Source organism: Pseudoalteromonas sp. MT33b (genome assembly GCF_014117385.1).
In the GTDB taxonomy this organism is placed as follows: domain Bacteria; phylum Pseudomonadota; class Gammaproteobacteria; order Enterobacterales; family Alteromonadaceae; genus Pseudoalteromonas; species Pseudoalteromonas lipolytica.
The window spans coordinates 2,996,741-3,014,773 of record NZ_CP059831.1 but is presented as its reverse complement, the minus strand read 5'-3'; the positions used below and the strand labels follow the sequence as shown (position 1 = coordinate 3,014,773).

Genomic DNA, 18,033 nt, shown 5'->3' with positions numbered 1-18,033 from the left:
CGCTCAGTGTGTGAGTTTGTCAGTAAAGGTTTTAACTATGAAACTTGGTATTTTATCTCGCAACCAAAACTTATATTCAACACGTCGCTTAATTGAAGCAGCTGAGCAACGTGGTCATGAAGTTAAAGTGATTGATGCATTGCGTTGTTATATGAACATTAATTCTGATCAACCAGAAATTCATTACCGCGGCGAAAATTTAAAAGATTTTGATGCTATTGTTCCGCGTATTGGCTCGTCAGTGACTTTCTATGGGTGTGCAGTATTACGTCAATTTGAAATGATGGGTGTGTTCCCTGTAAATGAATCAGTGGCTATTTCACGCTCTCGCGATAAATTACGTTCATTGCAACTATTATCGCGTAAAGGTGTAGGCATGCCTGTCACAGGGTTTGCAAGCAAGCCTGATGATGTTAAAGACTTACTAAGCATGGTTGGTGGTACACCGGTGGTTATTAAGTTACTAGAGGGTACACAAGGCATTGGTGTTGTGTTAGCCGAAACGCGCAAAGCGGCAGAAAGTGTAATCGAAGCTTTCATGGGCTTAAAAGCGAACATCATGGTGCAAGAGTACATCAAGGAAGCGGGCGGTGCAGATATTCGCTGTTTCGTTTTGGGCGATAAAGTAATCGCAGCGATGAAGCGTCAAGCACAAGAAGGTGAGTTCCGCTCTAACTTACACCGTGGCGGCAGTGCGACATTGGTTCGCATTACCCCTGAAGAAAGAAAAACAGCCGTTGCTGCAGCAAAAGCAATGGGCTTAAACGTAGCGGGCGTTGATTTACTTCGCTCTGCACGAGGACCATTAGTGATGGAAGTTAACTCATCGCCGGGTCTTGAAGGTATCGAAGTGGCTACGGGTAAAGATATTGCAGGCATGATTGTTGATTTTATTGAAAAAAATGCAGCAACGAAAAGAACTGCAACACGTGGTAAAGGCTAAGATTTACAAGCGCTCTAGTAAAAGGAAAAGTGCGTGGCAAAGGTTAAGAAAAATACTCCGTTTTCAATTTTAGGTGATACGGTTGGTGTGGGTGAACGTAAAACGTTTTCTATTGAAGCAGCAAAGCTTTATACACACTCACCGCTTAATATTCCAATTGAAGTCGTTAATGGGGTCCAGCAAGGGCCTGTGTTAATGGTATGCGCGGCAATTCATGGTGATGAGCTCAATGGTGTTGAGGTTGTAAGGCAATTGCTCGCAAAAATTGAGCCTGAACAATTACGCGGCACAATTATAGCGGTGCCAATAGTGAATGTATTTGGCTTTATCCATAAGTCGCGTTATTTACCTGACCGTCGTGATATGAATCGCAGTTTTCCTGGTTCAACACGGGGGTCATTAGCTGGGCGAATGGCGAATGCCTTTTTCTCGCAGGTGGCAATGCACTGTACGCACATTATTGATTTGCACACCGGTGCGATTCATCGTACTAACTTACCCCAAATTAGGGCTAACTTAAGTGATCCTGATACCGCGGCTATGGCAAAAGCATTTGGTACACCAGCGGTGATAGACGCCTCATTACGCAATGGCTCTTTACGCAGCGAAGCGGCTAATTTAGGTATCCCAGTGATAACCTACGAAGCGGGTGAAGCGCTGCGATTCGACCCCATTGCGATTGCAGCCGGTGTGCAAGGCGTTGATTATGTTATGCGTCATTTAAAAATGGTGCGTGGTAAGCGGGCGAAAAAACTCCCAGAGCCGGTGATTGCAAGTTCAACAAGTTGGGTGCGTGCAGAGGTTGATGGTATTGTCCGTGCGCAAGTATCCCTTGGTGAGCGCGTCATGAAAGGGCAAGTGCTCGCTTATATCAGCAGTCCACTTGGTGATGCTGAGCTTGAGCTATTAGCGCCACGAAGTGGCATTGTAATTGGCCAGCAAACCATGCCGCTTGTAAATGAGGGCGATGCCGTATTCCATCTTGCTTACTTTGCGCATGCAAATAGCTTGGTAGAGCAACAGCTAGAAACCTTTATTGACGAAATAAGTGATATTGAAGACGAGCTTAAAACGGCTGAACTCAATAATTAGTTGCTGACATCGTCAATACATAAAATAAAAGCCGCTGATGCGGCTTTATTTTTTGGGTCCCAGAATACGCTTTGTTGATTGCGTTTTACTCGGAGTAGGGGCTTTATTGAGCACCATTACTGGGCGAGTAACAAAAATATTATTGGGATAAATAACCTTGTGGCCATCGACATGCTCAAGCACCACGTTCATCAAACCCATTTCAATGATACGTCCCTCTAAAAAGTTCGCGCCATCGATGACACGTATCCAATAGCCCACACGACAGTCGTTTTGAATGAACATTAATAAAAAGGCGGTTAAATTACTCAATAACGACCACGCTGCGAATAGGGCGACACCTAACATAGCAAATAGTGATGAACCTAAAACTAATAAACCGCGCAGCTCAATGCCCCAAAATACTAACACTAGGCACAGCATTACAATGGCGAGAATAATGTTTAGTAGCAGTTCTGCACGATAAACACGATGAGGATCTGCTTTACCTTTGATGGCTTTTAACAGCAGTTTCTTTGTGGTTTTTCTTAGTAATGGGTAAAGTAAAATCGCGATAATCGTCACGATTAAATGGTATTGCTCGTTAAAGAGTGTTTCGAAGTCCAAGGGGGATCCTACATTAATGTTAAGCGTCGAGATTTTAGCTCTTTACCAACCGAATAACACTATCTTAGAAAGTATTTTTAACGGTGACAAGCCATTGCACAGAATCAATGTCGCTGTCCTTTTTGTTGATTGGCGCAGCAATATCGAGGTGAATGACCGTTCCGGCATTTGCTCGACTTGGTGCTAACCGTAAGCCAACACCGATATTTTGCAGTACATTACCATTCGTGCCGTTATCTTTGTCGTTATACCAAGCGCGCCCGATGTCGTAAAAAGCCGCGCCACCGACTTTAAATAGTTGCAGTAAGTCATATTCCCAGTAATAGCGTTTTTCGAGACTTACTAAAAAGCTACGATCGCCAATTTGATAATCAAGCGGGTAGCCACGTAAACCATTTTCGCCGCCAAGGGTGAGTTGTTTATCGGCTGTTAGGTTTTTGGCATATTGCAGGCGCACTTTGGCATACCAGCTTTGTTGTAAACTGGTATTCAAATAGTATTGTACTTGGCTACTGGTTATGAGATTTTCGACATCGTCTTGTTCTTCGTTCCAATAACCATCTATATCAGCTTTAAAGCGCCATAGCTGATTATCTCCGCTGTAATGGGCTTTTGACAGAGACAAAGAATAAATAGTCCGGCTGGCGTCATCGCTAAAATCTTTACTTGAATAACCCAGTAATGCTTGAATATTCCAGCCAAGATTTAGGTCTTCAGTACGATAAATACTGTCGAAATTTCTTACTTTTACATAATGGTCTTCGAACCATTGCGCACTGATGAACGGGTAACTTAGGCTGCGATCATCTGCGATAGGTAACTGGGTGGCAGCAATGGCTTTAAAGGTGTCTTCACGGTTTTCTATCCCTAAACTGATTCGTTGTGTCCAGCTTCGGGCAAGTTGACTTGAATGTCCAAAGTAAGCGCGATTGAGGGTGGTTTTTTGCTCGAACTCACTGACAACTTCGCCGCGATAATAGAGTGGCTCACGGCGCTGGTCTGAGTAACTGGTTGCACCGTAACTGTAAGGAGTATCAATTGAGTAGAATGGGTAACTAACATCGATGTAATGGCGTTTACCATCATCGTTATCTGAATATTCGAGTCGACCACGGTAGCGACTCGAAAAGATATTAGGGTCATCGTATACAAATAAATACCCGGTGCGGTCTGCATCGTGCGTACGCGAGAACGACACCCGTTTACCCCAGCCTAAAAAGTTTGATTCACGAAAGCCTATACTTGATTCGTTTTCACCGCCGCTGCGACTAAAGCTAATTTCGGGCAGCAAAGTCCACAAGTCACGCGTAACGACTTTAACATTCACGTTGCCGTCGCAATCAAGTTCAGCATGAATGCGTGCATCGTATAAATAACCTTGTTTACGCAAGAGTCGTTCTGATTCTAGTAACTTACGAGGTTGATAAATATCCCCCTCTGAAAACAGCAGTACACTGTGGATCACTTCGGGTTCGGTTGTCATATGAGCACGATTCGCAAAGCGAAATAACGCGTTGTTTTCTTCTTCAAGTGCGGTATTGAAGACATTGAGCTGTTCAAGCTTAATGGAAGTGATTTTGCGGTTATCGGCGGCTTCGGGGAGGGGATTGTCAGTATCGAGCTGGCGACGTAAGTTGTTGTCTTGCGTTTTAAGAGTGCGTTGGTTGTGACAGTAGTTATTATTGTCAGCGAGTACCTGCTCTGCATAGGCATGAGATGTTACGCTAAGTAACACCATTGGTAAAATCTGAGCAACAAAGTGCGACTGCTTAAATCCCATTTACACCCTTAGTTGTTTATTTGCTATGCAACTACTACATACTAAGCGTGAGAAAAAGTCTAGCTTATTATTGTAACTGCATGACTAAATACTGATGAAGTTTTGGCAAAACACTCGCCGCTTCAACGCCTTCAGCGTTTATCCAAACACTTTCGCTATAATGTTCAAAGTTTAGATTAAAACTATGATCTGTAAAGTGAAACCTTAACTGATGACGATCGGCACCGGCATCAAAGTCTGCAATTTTAATTGCGGGGGCGTGCAAAAAGAGAGTAGCCCACAGTTCAAAATCTTCGTCGTTAGGCAGGTCGCGTGAGTTAATGACAATTATTTCATACTCGGCGTCATAAATAAGGTTAGTCATTGTAATCCTAGTGGGCGGCGAGGTAGTCGCGAATGGTGTTTAAAAAAGGAGAACCGTACTTGTTTAGCTTCGTAAACCCCACGCCTGATACTTTTAAAAATTCGCTATCATTGGTCGGCATGAGCTGTGCCATTTCAGCCAACGTTTTATCATTGAAAACGACATACGGAGGAACGTCATCCGCATCAGCCAACTCCTTACGCAGAGCTCGTAATCTAGCAAACAGCTTTTTGTCGTAATTAAATTGCGCGAGTTTATCTTGATAAACGTGTTTGGCTTGTAAGCGTGGCTCGGCTAATTGCAGGGCGTATTCACTTTTAAGTACTGCACGAGCTGCTTCGGTTAAGCGCAGTGAAGAGCCCTGAGTTATATCTTGGCTTAATAAGCCTTGGTGAATAAGCTGCCTTAAAATGCTTAGCCAAAACTCCACACTGTGATCTTTGCCTATACCGTAAGTGCTCAGCTGGTGGTGATTATTATCGCGGATACGACTGGTATTTGCCCCGCGCAGCAATTCAACAATATAACCAATACCAAAACGCTGCTCTGCACGATATACGCACGAGAGTGCTTGTTGCGCGACCAACGTGCCGTCAAAGCTTGTCGGTGGATTTAAGCAAATATCGCAGTTGCCACAGGTTTCACGTTTGTACTCGCTAAAATAGTTGAGCAGGATTTGTCTGCGACATGTTTGGGCTTCAGCAAAGCTGGCCATCGCATTAAAGCGCTGCTCTTCTACTCGGCGGCGTTGCTCATCTTCGATATCTTCAAAAAAGCGACGAACACGTCCTATGTCGGCCGGATCAAAATACATTATCGCTTCAGCGGCTAAGCCATCACGACCAGCACGGCCTGTTTCTTGGTAGTAAGCTTCAACACTTTTAGGAATATCGTAATGCACAACAAAGCGTACATTAGGTTTATTAATTCCCATACCAAAGGCAACCGTTGCTACTACAATTTGAATATCGTCACGGGCAAAACCTGACTGCACAAATTGTCGTTGTTCGTTACTCATCCCCGCATGATAAGCCGCGGCATTAAAGCCTGCATCAGCGAGTTTTTCGGCAACATCATCAACACGTTTACGGCTGGTGCAGTAAATTATTCCACTTTGGTTTTGCTGCTCTTTTAAATAACGCAGCAGCTGCACCATGGGTTTGAATTTTTCTTCGATGGTGTAACGAATATTGGGCCTATCAAAGCTGCCTGTGTGTACGTAAGGCTGATTAAGCTGTAGCTGCTCAATAATATCGTAACGTGTTGCTTTATCGGCTGTGGCAGTTAATGCCATCATCGGAACATGCATAAAGCGCTGTTTTAGCTCATTAAGCCGACAATAGTGAGGCCTAAAATCATGGCCCCAATGCGAGACACAGTGCGCTTCATCAATAGCAAACAGAGCGAGTTTTAGGTGACTAAGGCGCTCTAAAAATTCGTGTTGTAAGACTTTTTCAGGTGCGACGTACAACAGCTTTATTTGCCCGTAATGCAGTTGCTGGTACACCGCTTGCTGCTCTTCGAATGGCAGACTGTTGTTAATATAAGCGGCCTGAACGCCCAGTGCTTTGAGTTGTGCAACTTGGTCTTGCATTAATGAAATAAGCGGCGAAATGACGACAGTGACACCATCAAGGATCAAGGCGGGTACTTGATAGCAAAGTGATTTTCCCCCACCTGTTGGTAACAAGACGAGCGAGTCTTGTCCGTCAAGCGCTGCGGCTATAATCGCTTCTTGACCATCACGAAAATCCTTGTAACCAAACACTTGTTTGAGTACGGCTTGTGGTGATCGAACGGGGGTGTTAGTCATTGCGGTATTGGTATTCATCGCCGAGCATTTTAGTGTTTTTTTTGGATGATGTCTGTAGCAATATACTCAAACGACCTGAATATGCAGAATTCAGCGTTTCATAGGTGCTTAATATCAAGGCGTTACTTTGCAACAATGGCAGTCCCTTTTAAGAAGTAACAACGATGAGAGTAAGTGCCTGTGGAGCGCCCAAAGGGTTGGTTTAAAAGCGATTTATACTGCGTTATTGATTTTAACAATAGAACCACTATTACTTGCAATCAATGTCTTGCCTAAATCGCTTTTAATTCCAACTGAAACTCGCATCTTGAGGTGGTTTGGGTATACATGGGTTTATTTGCCGCGTTTTAGTTGCGCCAGTAAATAGGCGGCGTAAAATAGTGTTTTTAATCTATAAAGCCTGACTTATGCCTACCAATCTTGAACAGCGAAAAGGGGTAATTTTCGCATGTTTAGCGTTTTTTATGTGGGGCTTAGCACCCATTTATTTTAAACTTTTACAGAATATATCTGCCTTTGAAATCTTGATGCACCGTGTTATTTGGTCGGTGTTATTTTTGTTGATCATTATTGCTGCACGCCATCAATGGCAGCGCATTCGCGTTGTATTAGGTCAGCCTAAGTTGCTCATAATGCTGGTGGTAACGGCCAGTTTGCTTGGCTTTAACTGGGGCTTGTTTATTTGGGCGGTAAACAATAACCACATGCTCGATGCGAGTTTGGGTTATTACATAAACCCACTTTTAAATGTGTTGTTAGGTATGCTGTTTTTAGGTGAGCGACTGCGTAAATGGCAAGGCGTAGCCGTTGGCCTTGCATTATGCGGTGTATTATTACAATTGCTCAGCTTTGGCTCTTTTCCAATCGTGGCTTTTTCTTTGGCAGGCTCGTTCGCTATCTATGGCTTACTGCGTAAAAAGCTGCCTATCGAATCGCTGCCAGGGTTATTACTTGAAGCGTTAATTTTACTGCCAGTTGCTTTGGTTTACTGGTGGTTAATGGTGCCCACAGCCAGTTCTGATTTTACTGCCAATGATTGGCATATCAATCTGTTACTTATTAGTGCTGGTGTGGTGACCACGTTGCCTTTGCTGTGTTTTACAGGCGCTGCTAAACGTTTGCAGTACAGTACATTGGGCTTTTTTCAGTATATTGGTCCAAGTTTAATGTTTGTGCTGGCAGTGGCATTTTATGGCGAAGTATTTGACGCTGAAAGGGTGATAACGTTTGCGTGTATATGGAGCGCGCTGGCTTTGTTCAGTTGGGATTCGTACCGTCAAAGCCGTAAGCAGCGTAAAGCATCATTAAAAGCAGTGACTAAACCTATTTAATATCAGCTCACTAACTTGTTACGGCCAGTCTCTTTGGCTTGATAGAGTTTTAAATCGGCCTGTTTTATCAGTTCATCAATGCTGTAAACAGGCCCATTATGAAATCCGATAGATAGCGTAAATGTAATGTTGTCACGACTAAATTCCGCGCTGTGTTTTTCGATGAAATGGCGAAATTTTTCTAATCGTTGCTGTGCTTGTTGCGGATCATTATCAGCAAAAAAGACAGCAAACTCTTCTCCGCCTAAGCGTCCGACTAAATTATCTTTAAAGTACTTAAGTAGGCACCGTGACAGGCATTTGAGTACATCATCACCTGAGTCATGACCGTACTTGTCGTTAATTGATTTAAAGTAATCGATATCAATCATGCCGAGTGAGACCGATTTTTTTGCCGCGTGTGCCGCTTTTAAATGCTGACTCGCCTCGCCAAAGAAATAGCGGCGGTTAGGCAATGATGTTAGGTAGTCGGTATTCGCTTGTAAGCGAATCGTTTTAATATTTTCTAACATGTCGACGTTTTGGCTTAAGCGACAATAAAACTCTTCGTTATTAAAGGGCTTACTTAAATAATCGTCAGCGCCAGACTTTAAAAAACGCGTTGATAAATGCAAGGTATCTTGTGCTGAAATACCAATTATGGCTTTTTCGTCATTGTTATACAGACGACGAATTTCGACACAGAGCTGATCGCCATTCATATTTGGCATTTCGTTATCAGTAATGATCACAGAGATTGAGGGGTTTTCTGCTAAGACTCGCAGTGCATCTACGCCATCTACCGCTTCAATAACTTGGTACTTATGTCGTGCGAGTAGATTACAAATGTGACGGCGAGTTGCGGGTGAGTCATCAACCACTAAAACCAATATTTGTTCATTACGCGGTAGGCGAGTCAGTTGTTTTTCTAAGTATTGATAGGCTTGTTTATTTTCTTTGGTGATGTAATCAATGATAGGATGCTTTTCGACCGTGTTACGGGTTTTTTCGTCTAAATTGCCGGTCATAACGATGGTAGGAATGTCGGCATCGACGCTGCAGGGGATGGCTTCACCGTTGGGTGCATCTGGAAGGATAAAATCAACAACGGCGCAAAAATAGTTATTTTCAGCAATAAGTTGTTTAGCTTCAGCTAACGATGTTGCGATGTCTGCTTCAAACCCGACTTTATGCGCGATATGCTTTTGCACTCGCGCAATAGTAGGTGCATCTTCAATGATTAATATTTTTCTGGTCACGTTTTACCTTGTAATAACTTTATCGCGTAGCGTAAGTTATTACATGTTGTAACTCTAAAAAGTTAAAAAAGCAACTTGCTTACAAACTATCCGACTCAGAATAATAATCAACGCTTTGTGGTGTCGGGCTCGCGATACGAGAACGACCGAACAAAGTATGAAACTTAGTTTTGCAGGTAGTTTGTTTTAGGTATTTTATCCAAGCGCGCTCAATTGGGTTGGTTGCTTCTAGGTTACCTGTGACTACTTGCACAAATTGAGTTTGAAATTCATTTTGTGGTTCTAGGGTTTTGTTGTATAAACCCTTTAGTACAACACCATGCTGTTCGAGAATGTCGGCTTCTAGCAAAGTGAAGTGACCACTACGACCAAAACCGCGTGGGAAGTTTTGATCATCATAAAATTGACGTTGGCTTACGAATGCCTGACGAAGTGATGAAATGTCATTGCTCATGGCTGTATCCTCATACCCTATTTTCTTGCAGGAGTATGGATCAAGTTGTCGATTTTATTAAACAAGTTATTTTTATCGTAAGGGTAAAAAATGGATATCGATTTATTAAAGACCTTTGTTGAAGTGGTGCGCACACGTCACTTTGGTAAGGCAGCTGAAAACCTGTACATTACCCAGTCTGCTGTGAGTTTTCGGATCCGTCAATTAGAGCAAGGTTTAGGCGTTAATTTATTTATTCGTCAGCGTAATAATATACAGCTAACAGCGCCGGGTGAACGACTCTTACCTCACGCACAAATGATTATCACCGGCATGCAAAGGGCTAAAGTCGATGTGGCACTTGCTGATAATATGCATAAGCAAATTAGTTTAGCAGGCACTCCGAATATTTGGGATGCTTTTTTACAGTTTGGGATCACGAATATTGTCTCGGCAATGCCGGGAGTTTCATTGGTTGCTGAAGTGAAGGCGCAGCAAGAGAGCACGCGTTTATTACTTGAGCGCACACTCGATTTAGCCGTGCTGTTCGATCCCCCTAAAGTAGATGAGTTAATTGTTGAGCGTATTTGTGAATTGCCGATCATTCCGGTGAGTGCATACGAAACAGCAAACAGTGAGAACTTTTTTGATAACCAGTATGTGTATGTAGACTGGGGCACCTCGTTTTCGTTATGGCATGCTCGTGAGTTTAATGGTCACGCTCCTCCTTATTTTAGAACCAGCACAGGGCGTATTGCCTTAGACTTAATTTTGAAGTGTGGCGGTAGTGCCTTTATTCCTCAGTTATTAGTCGAGGAGCAGCTTAAAGCGGGTGAGCTATATCATGTTGAAGATGTGGCGCATACCTCGCGAGATGTGTTTGTTGCCTACCACAGAGATAATGAACAAACGCCACTATTAGAGAAATTGGTGACTTTATTGACTGAATTAAAAATTAAAGCTTAAAAAATTTTAAACGATGCTTTAAATAAAATTTTATTTTGCAGTAGTAAGTTACGTTTTTATTTCAGAAATAATTACATTTCATGAAGCTAAATTTACGATTTTATTTCAATTGTCATTTTTCTGTCATTTTTCGCTGGCAAACTGCCCGCATTGAAACACGAGCACGTGTTTTTGTTGCGATTATTGAGGAAACGACATGAAATTTGCAAAGTCTAGCTTATTCTTAGCTTTATTTGGTGGTTTATCTTTTTCAGCATTAGCGGATGTTGATATGTATGGTAAAGCAAACGTGACTGTTCAATCATCTGACGATGGTGAAGGGTCTTTCACTGAAATCAAAAGCAATAACTCACGTTTTGGCCTGAAAGGCTCTGAAAAAATAACTGAAGGCTTAGAAGCTGTTTATAAACTAGAGTTCGGTGTTGACGTATCTGACGCTGATTCAAAAGGCGACAATGATGACAACATCACTGCACGTAACCAATACGTAGGTGTTAAAGGTGGCTTTGGTCAGGTTGTGATTGGTCGTAATGACACAGCAATGAAGCTATCTCAAGGCAAAATTGATTTATTCAATGACCTTGAAGGCGATATTAAAAATGTATTTAAAGGTGAAAACCGTTTAGGTAATACGATTTCTTACGCATCTAACGATTTCAGTGGCTTTAAAGTGCTTGCAACCTATATTGCAGAAGATGATGTTGATGCAGATAACGGTTATTCACTTGCAGTTACTTACGGTGACGCTCAATTAAAAGACAGCAAACTGTATGCCTCTGTTGCAGCAGATAGTGAAGTGAAAGACTACGATATTGTACGTGCAACCGTACAAGGTAAAGTCGGCGACTTTAAACTAGGTGCTATGTACCAAACACAAGAGAAAGTGGATGGCAGCGCAGAAGCGGATGGTTACTTGGTGAATGCGGCGTATAAAATGAATAGCAACACGTTCAAAGTTCAATACCAAGTGATGGATTTTGATGAAGGCGATAAGAAAACGGCTATCTCTGCTGGTGTTGATCACACGCTTAGCAAAAACACCAAAGTATTTGGTTTCTACTCAACATTTGATATGGACAACCAAGTGGATCAAGATTACCTAGGCGTTGGTATTGAATACAAATTCTAACCGTTCACACGGATAACTCCCTTATTTTAAGCCCTGCATTGATGCGGGGCTTTTTTATGCGAGCGCGTAATCTGATTTGCCTGCTAACCAACGTGTAATTAGCTTGTTTGATTGCTCTGGGTAGTCGGTTAACATTTTAAAGGCAATGGGTCTGACATGGGCCAGCGTTTGTTTGTCGCGATTAAGGTCGGCGATTTTAAATTCGGCTAAACCGGTTTGCTTGGTGCCGAGCACTTCACCTGGACCACGGATTTCAAGGTCTCTTTCGGCAATAACAAAGCCGTCATTACTTTCGCGTAATACACCTAAGCGTTTTTGTGCTGTTGCAGATAAAGGCGCGTGATAAAGAAGAACACAGTGCGATGCTATCGCCCCTCGACCAACACGGCCTCTTAATTGATGTAACTGCGCAAGTCCTAAGCGTTCGGGGTTTTCAATGATAATCAGGCTGGCATTCGGCACATCAACACCCACTTCAATCACCGTTGTTGCGACTAAAACATGAATATTACCCGCTTTAAACTCACTCATAATCGCTTGCTTTTCAGCGGCTTTCATTCGGCCATGTACTAAGCCGACATTTAGCTCGGGCAGGGCTTCTTTTAATTGTGCTGCGCTGTCCTCTGCTGCTTGGCACTGCAATACCTCAGACTCGTCAATAAGCGTACAAACCCAATACACTTGACGGCCTTGCGCTGTGCAGGCTGTTCTGACTCGTTGAATGATCTCCTCACGGCGAGTATCTGGAATGGCAACGGTTGTGATAGGCGTTCGACCTGGCGGTAATTCATCAATCACAGAGGTTTCTAAGTCTGCATACGCGGTCATAGCCAACGTGCGTGGGATAGGTGTGGCTGTCATAACCAGTTGGTGGGGATAACAGTCGCCAAAACGCCCTTTTTCACGCAGTGATAATCGTTGGTGCACACCAAAGCGATGTTGCTCATCAATAATGATTAAGACAAGGTTATTAAATTCGACCTGCTCTTGGAACAGCGCATGAGTGCCAACAATCATTTGCGCCTCACCCGAGGCTATTTTTTCAAGTGTGGCGGTGCGCTCTTTTCCTTTACTTTTGCCTCCAAGCCATGCGACTTCAATGCCCAAGTTGTTAAACCATTGGCTAAAGTTGATACCATGCTGCTCAGAAAGAATTTCGGTCGGAGCCATTAAGGCAACTTGGTAGCCTTCGCTAATTGCTGTTAGCGCACTGAGTGCGGCAACAAGGGTTTTTCCTGAGCCTACATCACCTTGAACAAGGCGCATCATTGGGAAAGGGTGTTGAAGATCGCCCTTGATCTCAGCCACAACTCGGCTTTGTGCCGTGGTAGGACTAAATGCCAGTGTCGACAAAAACTCTGTCTCTAGCGGGTTATGAGGCTTTAATGCAATAGCTTTTACACTTTGGCCTTTTTGGCGTAGCTTCAACAAGCTTAAATTTTGTGCGAGCAGCTCTTCAAATACTAATCGTTGCTGAGCAGGGTGAAAGCCTTGCTCAAGCGCCGTTAAATCGACATCGTTTTGCGGGCGATGCAAGGTCAAAAGTGCTTCACTTAAGCGCATGCCAGTGGGTTGAAATTGTTCTGGCAGTAATTCTTCAACGGGATATTTAGCAAGTAAAGCTAAGGCTTGGTCGCTTAAAGCGCGGATAGATAGCTGCTTAAGGCCTTCAGTAACAGGGTAAACGGGTGTTAGGGTGGTGTTCGTCGGTTGTTCTGATGGCGTGTCTGATAAACTGTATTCAGGGTGGGTCATTTCAAACCCAACCCGACCACGGCGTATTTCACCAAAACAGCGAATAATTTTACCAGCGCTGAGCGCATTTTTTTGTGCCGCACTAAAATTAAAAAAACGCAGCGTTAAACGACCTGTGCCATCGTTAACTTGGCAAACTAGCATGCGTCTTTTGCCAAATGTAATTTGGCTGGTTTCAATTGTGGCCTCGACACTCACATGGCTGTGTGGCTGTAATTCACAAATGGGGTGAATGCGAGTACGGTCTTCATAGCGGTGCGGTAAATGAAACAGCATATCTTGCACTGTATGAATACCAAGCTTAGCAAGGCGCTCGGCCATTTTGGGGCCAACGCCTTTTAATTCAGTTATCGGGTATAACGCTAAGCTACAATGACTCAATGGAGACTCAAATTATTAATTAGTAAACTTTTTTCAGTTTACTGTGAGTCGTTAGCGGCTTCAAGCGATTGCGTATGTTTTAAAATCTGCCAAAAGTCATCATCAGCGACTATTTCTCCACTCTCATCAAGCGCGGGGTAAGGCAGTTCTTTTTCGCGGCATTGCTTTGCAATAATAGGGTGGCATCCCTCAAATAAAATACGGTGTTTTATGCTGTCGTCTAACATATTACGTTCATACAGGCCGGCTTCTTCGCGTTGGCGCTGTGCTTCAAACAAAATTAATGCGGCTGCAACGGATACATTGAGCGATTGCACCATCCCTTGCATTGGAATAATGATGTGTTTATCAGCATGCTCAAGTGCGCGAGGCGAAATTCCATCACGCTCTTGGCCTACAATCACAGCCGTTGGTTTGGTGTAATCAATTTCGCGAAAGTCGACCGCATCGTCACTGAGGTTAGTTGCTAAAATTTGCACTTCTGGATTATGGGCTCGCATCATCGCTACGGCGTCGTCTATGGTGCGATGCAAGTGCGTTTCTAACCAATTTTTGCTGCCACCCGAGGTGTTATTGGTTAGCCATTTTTGATTGTCAGGCCACACTGCGTGCACATGATGACAGCCTGTTGCGTCAGCAGTACGGGCAATGGCTGATAAATTATGATGCTTGTGTACTTCTTCTAAACAAACCGTTAGGTCCGTTTGGCGGCGTTCTAACACCTGTTTTACACGCTCAAAGCGAGTTGTATCCATAGTTGTGTGCTCGTTGACGGATTCTAATTGGCGCTGATTATACCCAGTATAAGGCTAGGGCACTACCGCTCTACTTATTGGGTTTTGTAACGAAATAAGCGTTTCAGTTGATTGAATGGCCTCTATGGCTTGAATTTTATTGATCAACACATCCTGTAAGTGGTCAATAGAGCGCGCCATTACTTTGATAAATATACTGTAGTTGCCTGTGGTGTAGTAGGCCTCAACCACTTCTTCAAGCTCTTTTAGATGCAGTAAGGTGTCTGGGTAATCACGGGCATTATTGAGATTAATACCAATAAAACAGCAGACATCGTAACCGAGTTGCTTTGCATTAATACTCACTTGGGTGCCGGTGATAATACCGGCTTGTTTCATTTTTTCGACGCGAACATGAATAGTGCCGGCACTGACGGCAAAGCGTTTGGCTAATTCTGCGTATGGGGTGCGTGCATTTTCCATTAATGCGTTGAGGATGTTTTTATCGAGATTATCGATTTGATAATTTTCCATGAATTAACCGAGTTGTAATTATTGATTATCTAAAATTTATAGCATTATTTTTACGATAATTGCAATGTTAAGTTCTTTTTGTTGCGGGTTATTGAAAATAATCTTCATTTGGTTGAGGATTGTTTTAACGAAGAGATTTTAGTTCTCTATAAGCAAGTAACAATAACTGGGAATGAGGCCAATTATTATGAGTTCACACTACCTGCAGCAACAGCAGCAAATTAGTAAAGTAAAACAGTTTTTTTCGAGTCAATTAGAGCAACAACTTGGCTTAGTTGAGGTGCAAGCCCCTATCTTGGCAAAAGTAGGTGATGGCATTCAAGATAACTTGAGTGGAACTGAAAATGCTGTATCGGTGGCGGTGAAAACGATTCCTGGTAGCCAGTTTGAAGTGGTGCATTCACTCGCTAAATGGAAGCGTAAAACGCTTGCCGAGTATGATTTCTCTGTCGGTGAAGGGCTTTATACTCACATGAAAGCATTACGCCCAGACGAAGAGTCATTAAGCCCGATTCATTCAGTGTATGTTGACCAATGGGACTGGGAAAAAGTGATTTGCGAAAGCACTGAACGTACTTTAGATAAACTTAAAGAAACAGTAACGTTACTTTATCAAGCGATAAAAGCGACTGAACGTTATGTTGCAAGTGAGTTTGATATCCCCCCATTTTTACCTGAAAAAATTACTTTTGTTCACAGTGAACAATTACGCCAAATGTACCCTGATTTCACTGCGAAACAGCGTGAAAAAGCGATTGCGCAGGAATACGGCGCGGTATTTTTAATTGGTATTGGGGGAGCGCTTGCAGATGGTAAAATTCATGATGTGCGTGCGCCAGATTACGACGATTGGTCGACGCAAACCTGCAGCAAGTTTGCTGGTTTAAATGGCGATATTCTAGTGTGGAACCCAGTACTTGAAGATGCGTTTGAAATTTCGTCGATGGGAATTCGTGTAAGTCCTGATGCATTGGCTACACAACTGGCGATTACGGGCGACCAAGCGCGTCTTGAATTTGATTGGCATAAAGCGTTATTAGCGAAAAAGTTCCCACAAACGATTGGTGGCGGTATTGGTCAGTCTCGTTTAGCGATGCTGCTATTACAAAAGCACCATATCGGGCAAGTGCAGGTCGGCGTGTGGCCTGAGCAGTTAAAGCAGCAAGTTGAAGGAATTCTTTAGTTTAAAGATTAATGACCCTGGTAAAAAGAGGCTTTAAGCCTCTTTTTTTTAACTTGTTTTAAACTCTACTTCAATTTTGCTTTCTTCGAGTTTGACTTTACAAGGTGGGTATTGGCGGTTAGTGAGTAACACCTTATCGAAAATATGGATCTCAACTCCCGAGTGCAATGTTTTATTAACGACGAGTTGTGCGCCTTCAAGCAGTTCATGTAAATGAAGCTCTAAGTTTGAGAGCTTTTTCTCGAGTTGCTCTGCTTGTTCACAGTAATGCATTTGTGTAGCGCCTATCTTAGCCAATAACAGCTTTTTCTTTTCAGCGTCTTTGACTTGGTCGGCTTTTTCAATGGCTTCTTGCAAGTTATCTAGCTGTGAGTCGGTTTGTGCTAGGTCTTTTAAACACTGATCGGTTTGTGCGGTGACTTGTGCGCCAGAGGCCGCGAGGTTAATAACCATTTTGGCACCTGATTCATTACCAATTTCACCTGCTATCACCATTTGTGCATCTAAAATAGTGCCCCCAAATAACTTACCTTGAGGGTTGTCTTCTTTGCCTAACTGCAGCAACTTAGCGGCTTTCATCACACAATGGCTTGATTGGCGGTCAATGATAATGTTATTCCCTTCAAGGTAGCTGTATTGACCATGAGATAGATGAATGTCGCCTTGGCAAACAATATGACAAGATAAGCTTTTATCATCGAGCTGGTGGCCTATTACACCTTGTTTTATGGTGATATCGCCTGCCGCAGTTAAGTGACCTGACTCAACGGTTCCCATGACGGTAATGTCGCCTTTCGCATTTATGCGCATGCCGGGTTCAACGTTATGGGTTACGATGACACTGCCTTCAAAATCAACATGGCCACTTTTAACGTTAACATCAGCAATCGTAAAAATGTCATCTACACGCATGCCATTGGCAATATCAACAGGCACCCCTGCGATCACTGAAATCAGCTCCAGCGGATTGTTTTTTGAAATCTCAGTGCCTTCACCTGCAACTAAGGCATGGCTCTCACCAGCTTTAGCTGGTAGCACATCACCGGTGACAGTAAACCCTTCTTTACCGGGAGTGGCAGGCACTTGTTTTATAAGCAGTACACCCGGCTCTACGCTGGCTAACTTACCAAAGTCACGCATGTCGGCGGTGCCATCTTCACGTAGTTTGGGCTGTTTTAAACGGTCTTTTAATGTTTCTACTTGCGGCACTAGTTTTGAGGGCTGGCCATCAATGGGCAAGCGGCCTTTTGCTAATACGCCTTTGGTTTTAGTGCCTGCGGGTAGCTCAAACTGTTTTTGCAATAACTGTTCTAAAAATGCTTGTTTATAACCCCGTGCTACGCCGGCTTTAATGAGTTCTTTTTTCGCGTTTTCAAGGGTTAGGGCTTTGCCGCCTTCAGCGATAGTCAACTCACCAGTGGCCAGCATTTTGTCATCACTTAACGATACCTCAAGGCTTGCATCATGCTTTGAAGCTACAACGAGCATACGTTCAGTAGATTTATTTTTAAAAAAGTTATTGATCGCATCATGATCCACTCTGCATTCACAGAAGGATGACTTTTCTAATGCTTCGATAATAAACGCAGCACTGGGTGGTGAGTGTTCGTGAACATCTAATAAGACGTTTCCATTGTGAGCCAGCTTAAACACGTGGGGGATCCTTTTGTACTACAATAGTTAAAGGTTTCTAATTATTATTACTACACAGATTGCTAGAGAATGGTTTGTGAGTCAAGAACTTCGGCTGA

The 18,033-nt window shown here is 43.2% G+C and carries 16 protein-coding genes; 6 read left to right on the top strand and 10 right to left on the bottom strand.

Translation table 11 applies throughout. From position 1 onward, the window contains the following. Positions 1-37 precede the first annotated feature (37 nt). Both rimK and H3302_RS13620 read left to right on the top strand, forming a co-directional pair. Positions 38-943 (top strand): 30S ribosomal protein S6--L-glutamate ligase, encoded by a 906-nt coding sequence (gene rimK, locus H3302_RS13625; RefSeq protein WP_036973079.1) that lies wholly within the window; start codon positions 38-40, stop codon positions 941-943. Positions 944-976: 33 nt separating this feature from the next. Continuing rightward, a complete protein-coding gene (locus H3302_RS13620; protein WP_036973078.1) occupies positions 977-2,035 on the top strand; it encodes a succinylglutamate desuccinylase/aspartoacylase family protein in 1,059 nt (352 codons plus the stop codon). Positions 2,036-2,080: 45 nt separating this feature from the next. Here the strand turns inward: H3302_RS13620 and H3302_RS13615 are convergent, their stop codons facing one another. The 4 genes from H3302_RS13615 to recQ form a co-directional block, all read right to left on the bottom strand. Continuing rightward, a complete protein-coding gene (locus H3302_RS13615) occupies positions 2,081-2,641 on the bottom strand; it encodes a mechanosensitive ion channel domain-containing protein (protein WP_036973077.1) in 561 nt (186 codons plus the stop codon). A gap of 64 nt (positions 2,642-2,705) precedes the next feature. After that, positions 2,706-4,421 (bottom strand): BamA/TamA family outer membrane protein, encoded by a 1,716-nt coding sequence (locus tag H3302_RS13610; RefSeq protein ID WP_051501926.1) that lies wholly within the window; start codon positions 4,419-4,421, stop codon positions 2,706-2,708. A gap of 67 nt (positions 4,422-4,488) precedes the next feature. Then, positions 4,489-4,785 carry a DUF3630 family protein gene (locus tag H3302_RS13605; RefSeq protein ID WP_036973075.1) on the bottom strand — a complete coding sequence of 99 codons (297 nt, stop codon included), beginning with the start codon at positions 4,783-4,785 and terminating at the stop codon, positions 4,489-4,491. A gap of 7 nt (positions 4,786-4,792) precedes the next feature. Next, positions 4,793-6,616, bottom strand: coding sequence for a DNA helicase RecQ (recQ, locus tag H3302_RS13600; RefSeq protein WP_036973074.1), 1,824 nt, complete (start codon positions 6,614-6,616; stop codon positions 4,793-4,795). Positions 6,617-7,005: 389 nt separating this feature from the next. Here recQ and rarD point away from each other — a divergent pair, with 389 nt between their 5' ends. Then, positions 7,006-7,929, top strand: coding sequence for an EamA family transporter RarD (gene rarD / locus H3302_RS13595; protein WP_182395519.1), 924 nt, complete (start codon positions 7,006-7,008; stop codon positions 7,927-7,929). Positions 7,930-7,931: 2 nt separating this feature from the next. Here the strand turns inward: rarD and H3302_RS13590 are convergent, their stop codons facing one another. Together H3302_RS13590 and H3302_RS13585 are read right to left on the bottom strand one after the other, a co-directional pair. After that, positions 7,932-9,167, bottom strand: a complete 1,236-nt coding sequence (locus H3302_RS13590; protein ID WP_036973072.1) for a diguanylate cyclase — start codon at positions 9,165-9,167, stop codon at positions 7,932-7,934. A gap of 79 nt (positions 9,168-9,246) precedes the next feature. Then, complete coding sequence (locus H3302_RS13585) at positions 9,247-9,621, bottom strand: DUF413 domain-containing protein (RefSeq protein ID WP_036973071.1); 375 nt, start codon at positions 9,619-9,621, stop codon at positions 9,247-9,249. A gap of 90 nt (positions 9,622-9,711) precedes the next feature. On the opposite strand from H3302_RS13585, the gene H3302_RS13580 reads away from it, so the two are divergent. Together H3302_RS13580 and H3302_RS13575 are read left to right on the top strand one after the other, a co-directional pair. Then, the gene (locus H3302_RS13580; RefSeq protein WP_036973070.1) at positions 9,712-10,566 is read left to right on the top strand and encodes a LysR family transcriptional regulator; all 855 of its coding nucleotides are present in this window, start codon (positions 9,712-9,714) and stop codon (positions 10,564-10,566) included. 196 nt (positions 10,567-10,762) lie between these two features. Continuing rightward, complete coding sequence (locus H3302_RS13575) at positions 10,763-11,695, top strand: porin (protein ID WP_182395517.1); 933 nt, start codon at positions 10,763-10,765, stop codon at positions 11,693-11,695. A 54-nt stretch (positions 11,696-11,749) separates the two neighbouring features. Here H3302_RS13575 and recG read toward each other — a convergent pair whose 3' ends face one another. From recG to asnC, 3 genes are read right to left on the bottom strand one after another with little or no spacing between them, the layout of a single operon-like run. Then, on the bottom strand, positions 11,750-13,831 hold the full coding sequence (gene recG, locus H3302_RS13570) for an ATP-dependent DNA helicase RecG (protein WP_074989356.1): 2,082 nt from the start codon (positions 13,829-13,831) through the stop codon (positions 11,750-11,752). A 38-nt stretch (positions 13,832-13,869) separates the two neighbouring features. Then, positions 13,870-14,586, bottom strand: a complete 717-nt coding sequence (gene trmH, locus H3302_RS13565; protein WP_065978344.1) for a tRNA (guanosine(18)-2'-O)-methyltransferase TrmH — start codon at positions 14,584-14,586, stop codon at positions 13,870-13,872. A gap of 54 nt (positions 14,587-14,640) precedes the next feature. After that, the gene (gene asnC, locus H3302_RS13560; protein ID WP_036973064.1) at positions 14,641-15,099 is read right to left on the bottom strand and encodes a transcriptional regulator AsnC; all 459 of its coding nucleotides are present in this window, start codon (positions 15,097-15,099) and stop codon (positions 14,641-14,643) included. A gap of 187 nt (positions 15,100-15,286) precedes the next feature. Here asnC and asnA point away from each other — a divergent pair, with 187 nt between their 5' ends. After that, positions 15,287-16,282 (top strand): aspartate--ammonia ligase, encoded by a 996-nt coding sequence (gene asnA / locus H3302_RS13555; protein WP_036973062.1) that lies wholly within the window; start codon positions 15,287-15,289, stop codon positions 16,280-16,282. Positions 16,283-16,330: 48 nt separating this feature from the next. On the opposite strand, the gene H3302_RS13550 is transcribed toward asnA, so the two are convergent. Next, positions 16,331-17,935 carry a DUF342 domain-containing protein gene (locus H3302_RS13550; protein ID WP_036973061.1) on the bottom strand — a complete coding sequence of 535 codons (1,605 nt, stop codon included), beginning with the start codon at positions 17,933-17,935 and terminating at the stop codon, positions 16,331-16,333. Positions 17,936-18,033: the final 98 nt, after the last annotated feature.

Coding starts and splice junctions, on each gene's coding strand:
- rimK (WP_036973079.1), top strand. CDS start 38: ATGAAACTTGGTATTTTATCTCGCAACCAAAACTTATATTCAACACGT.
- H3302_RS13610 (WP_051501926.1), bottom strand. CDS start 4,421: ATGGGATTTAAGCAGTCGCACTTTGTTGCTCAGATTTTACCAATGGTG.
- H3302_RS13605 (WP_036973075.1), bottom strand. CDS start 4,785: ATGACTAACCTTATTTATGACGCCGAGTATGAAATAATTGTCATTAAC.
- recQ (WP_036973074.1), bottom strand. CDS start 6,616: ATGAATACCAATACCGCAATGACTAACACCCCCGTTCGATCACCACAA.
- rarD (WP_182395519.1), top strand. CDS start 7,006: ATGCCTACCAATCTTGAACAGCGAAAAGGGGTAATTTTCGCATGTTTA.
- H3302_RS13585 (WP_036973071.1), bottom strand. CDS start 9,621: ATGAGCAATGACATTTCATCACTTCGTCAGGCATTCGTAAGCCAACGT.
- H3302_RS13580 (WP_036973070.1), top strand. CDS start 9,712: ATGGATATCGATTTATTAAAGACCTTTGTTGAAGTGGTGCGCACACGT.
- H3302_RS13575 (WP_182395517.1), top strand. CDS start 10,763: ATGAAATTTGCAAAGTCTAGCTTATTCTTAGCTTTATTTGGTGGTTTA.
- trmH (WP_065978344.1), bottom strand. CDS start 14,586: ATGGATACAACTCGCTTTGAGCGTGTAAAACAGGTGTTAGAACGCCGC.
- asnC (WP_036973064.1), bottom strand. CDS start 15,099: ATGGAAAATTATCAAATCGATAATCTCGATAAAAACATCCTCAACGCA.
- asnA (WP_036973062.1), top strand. CDS start 15,287: ATGAGTTCACACTACCTGCAGCAACAGCAGCAAATTAGTAAAGTAAAA.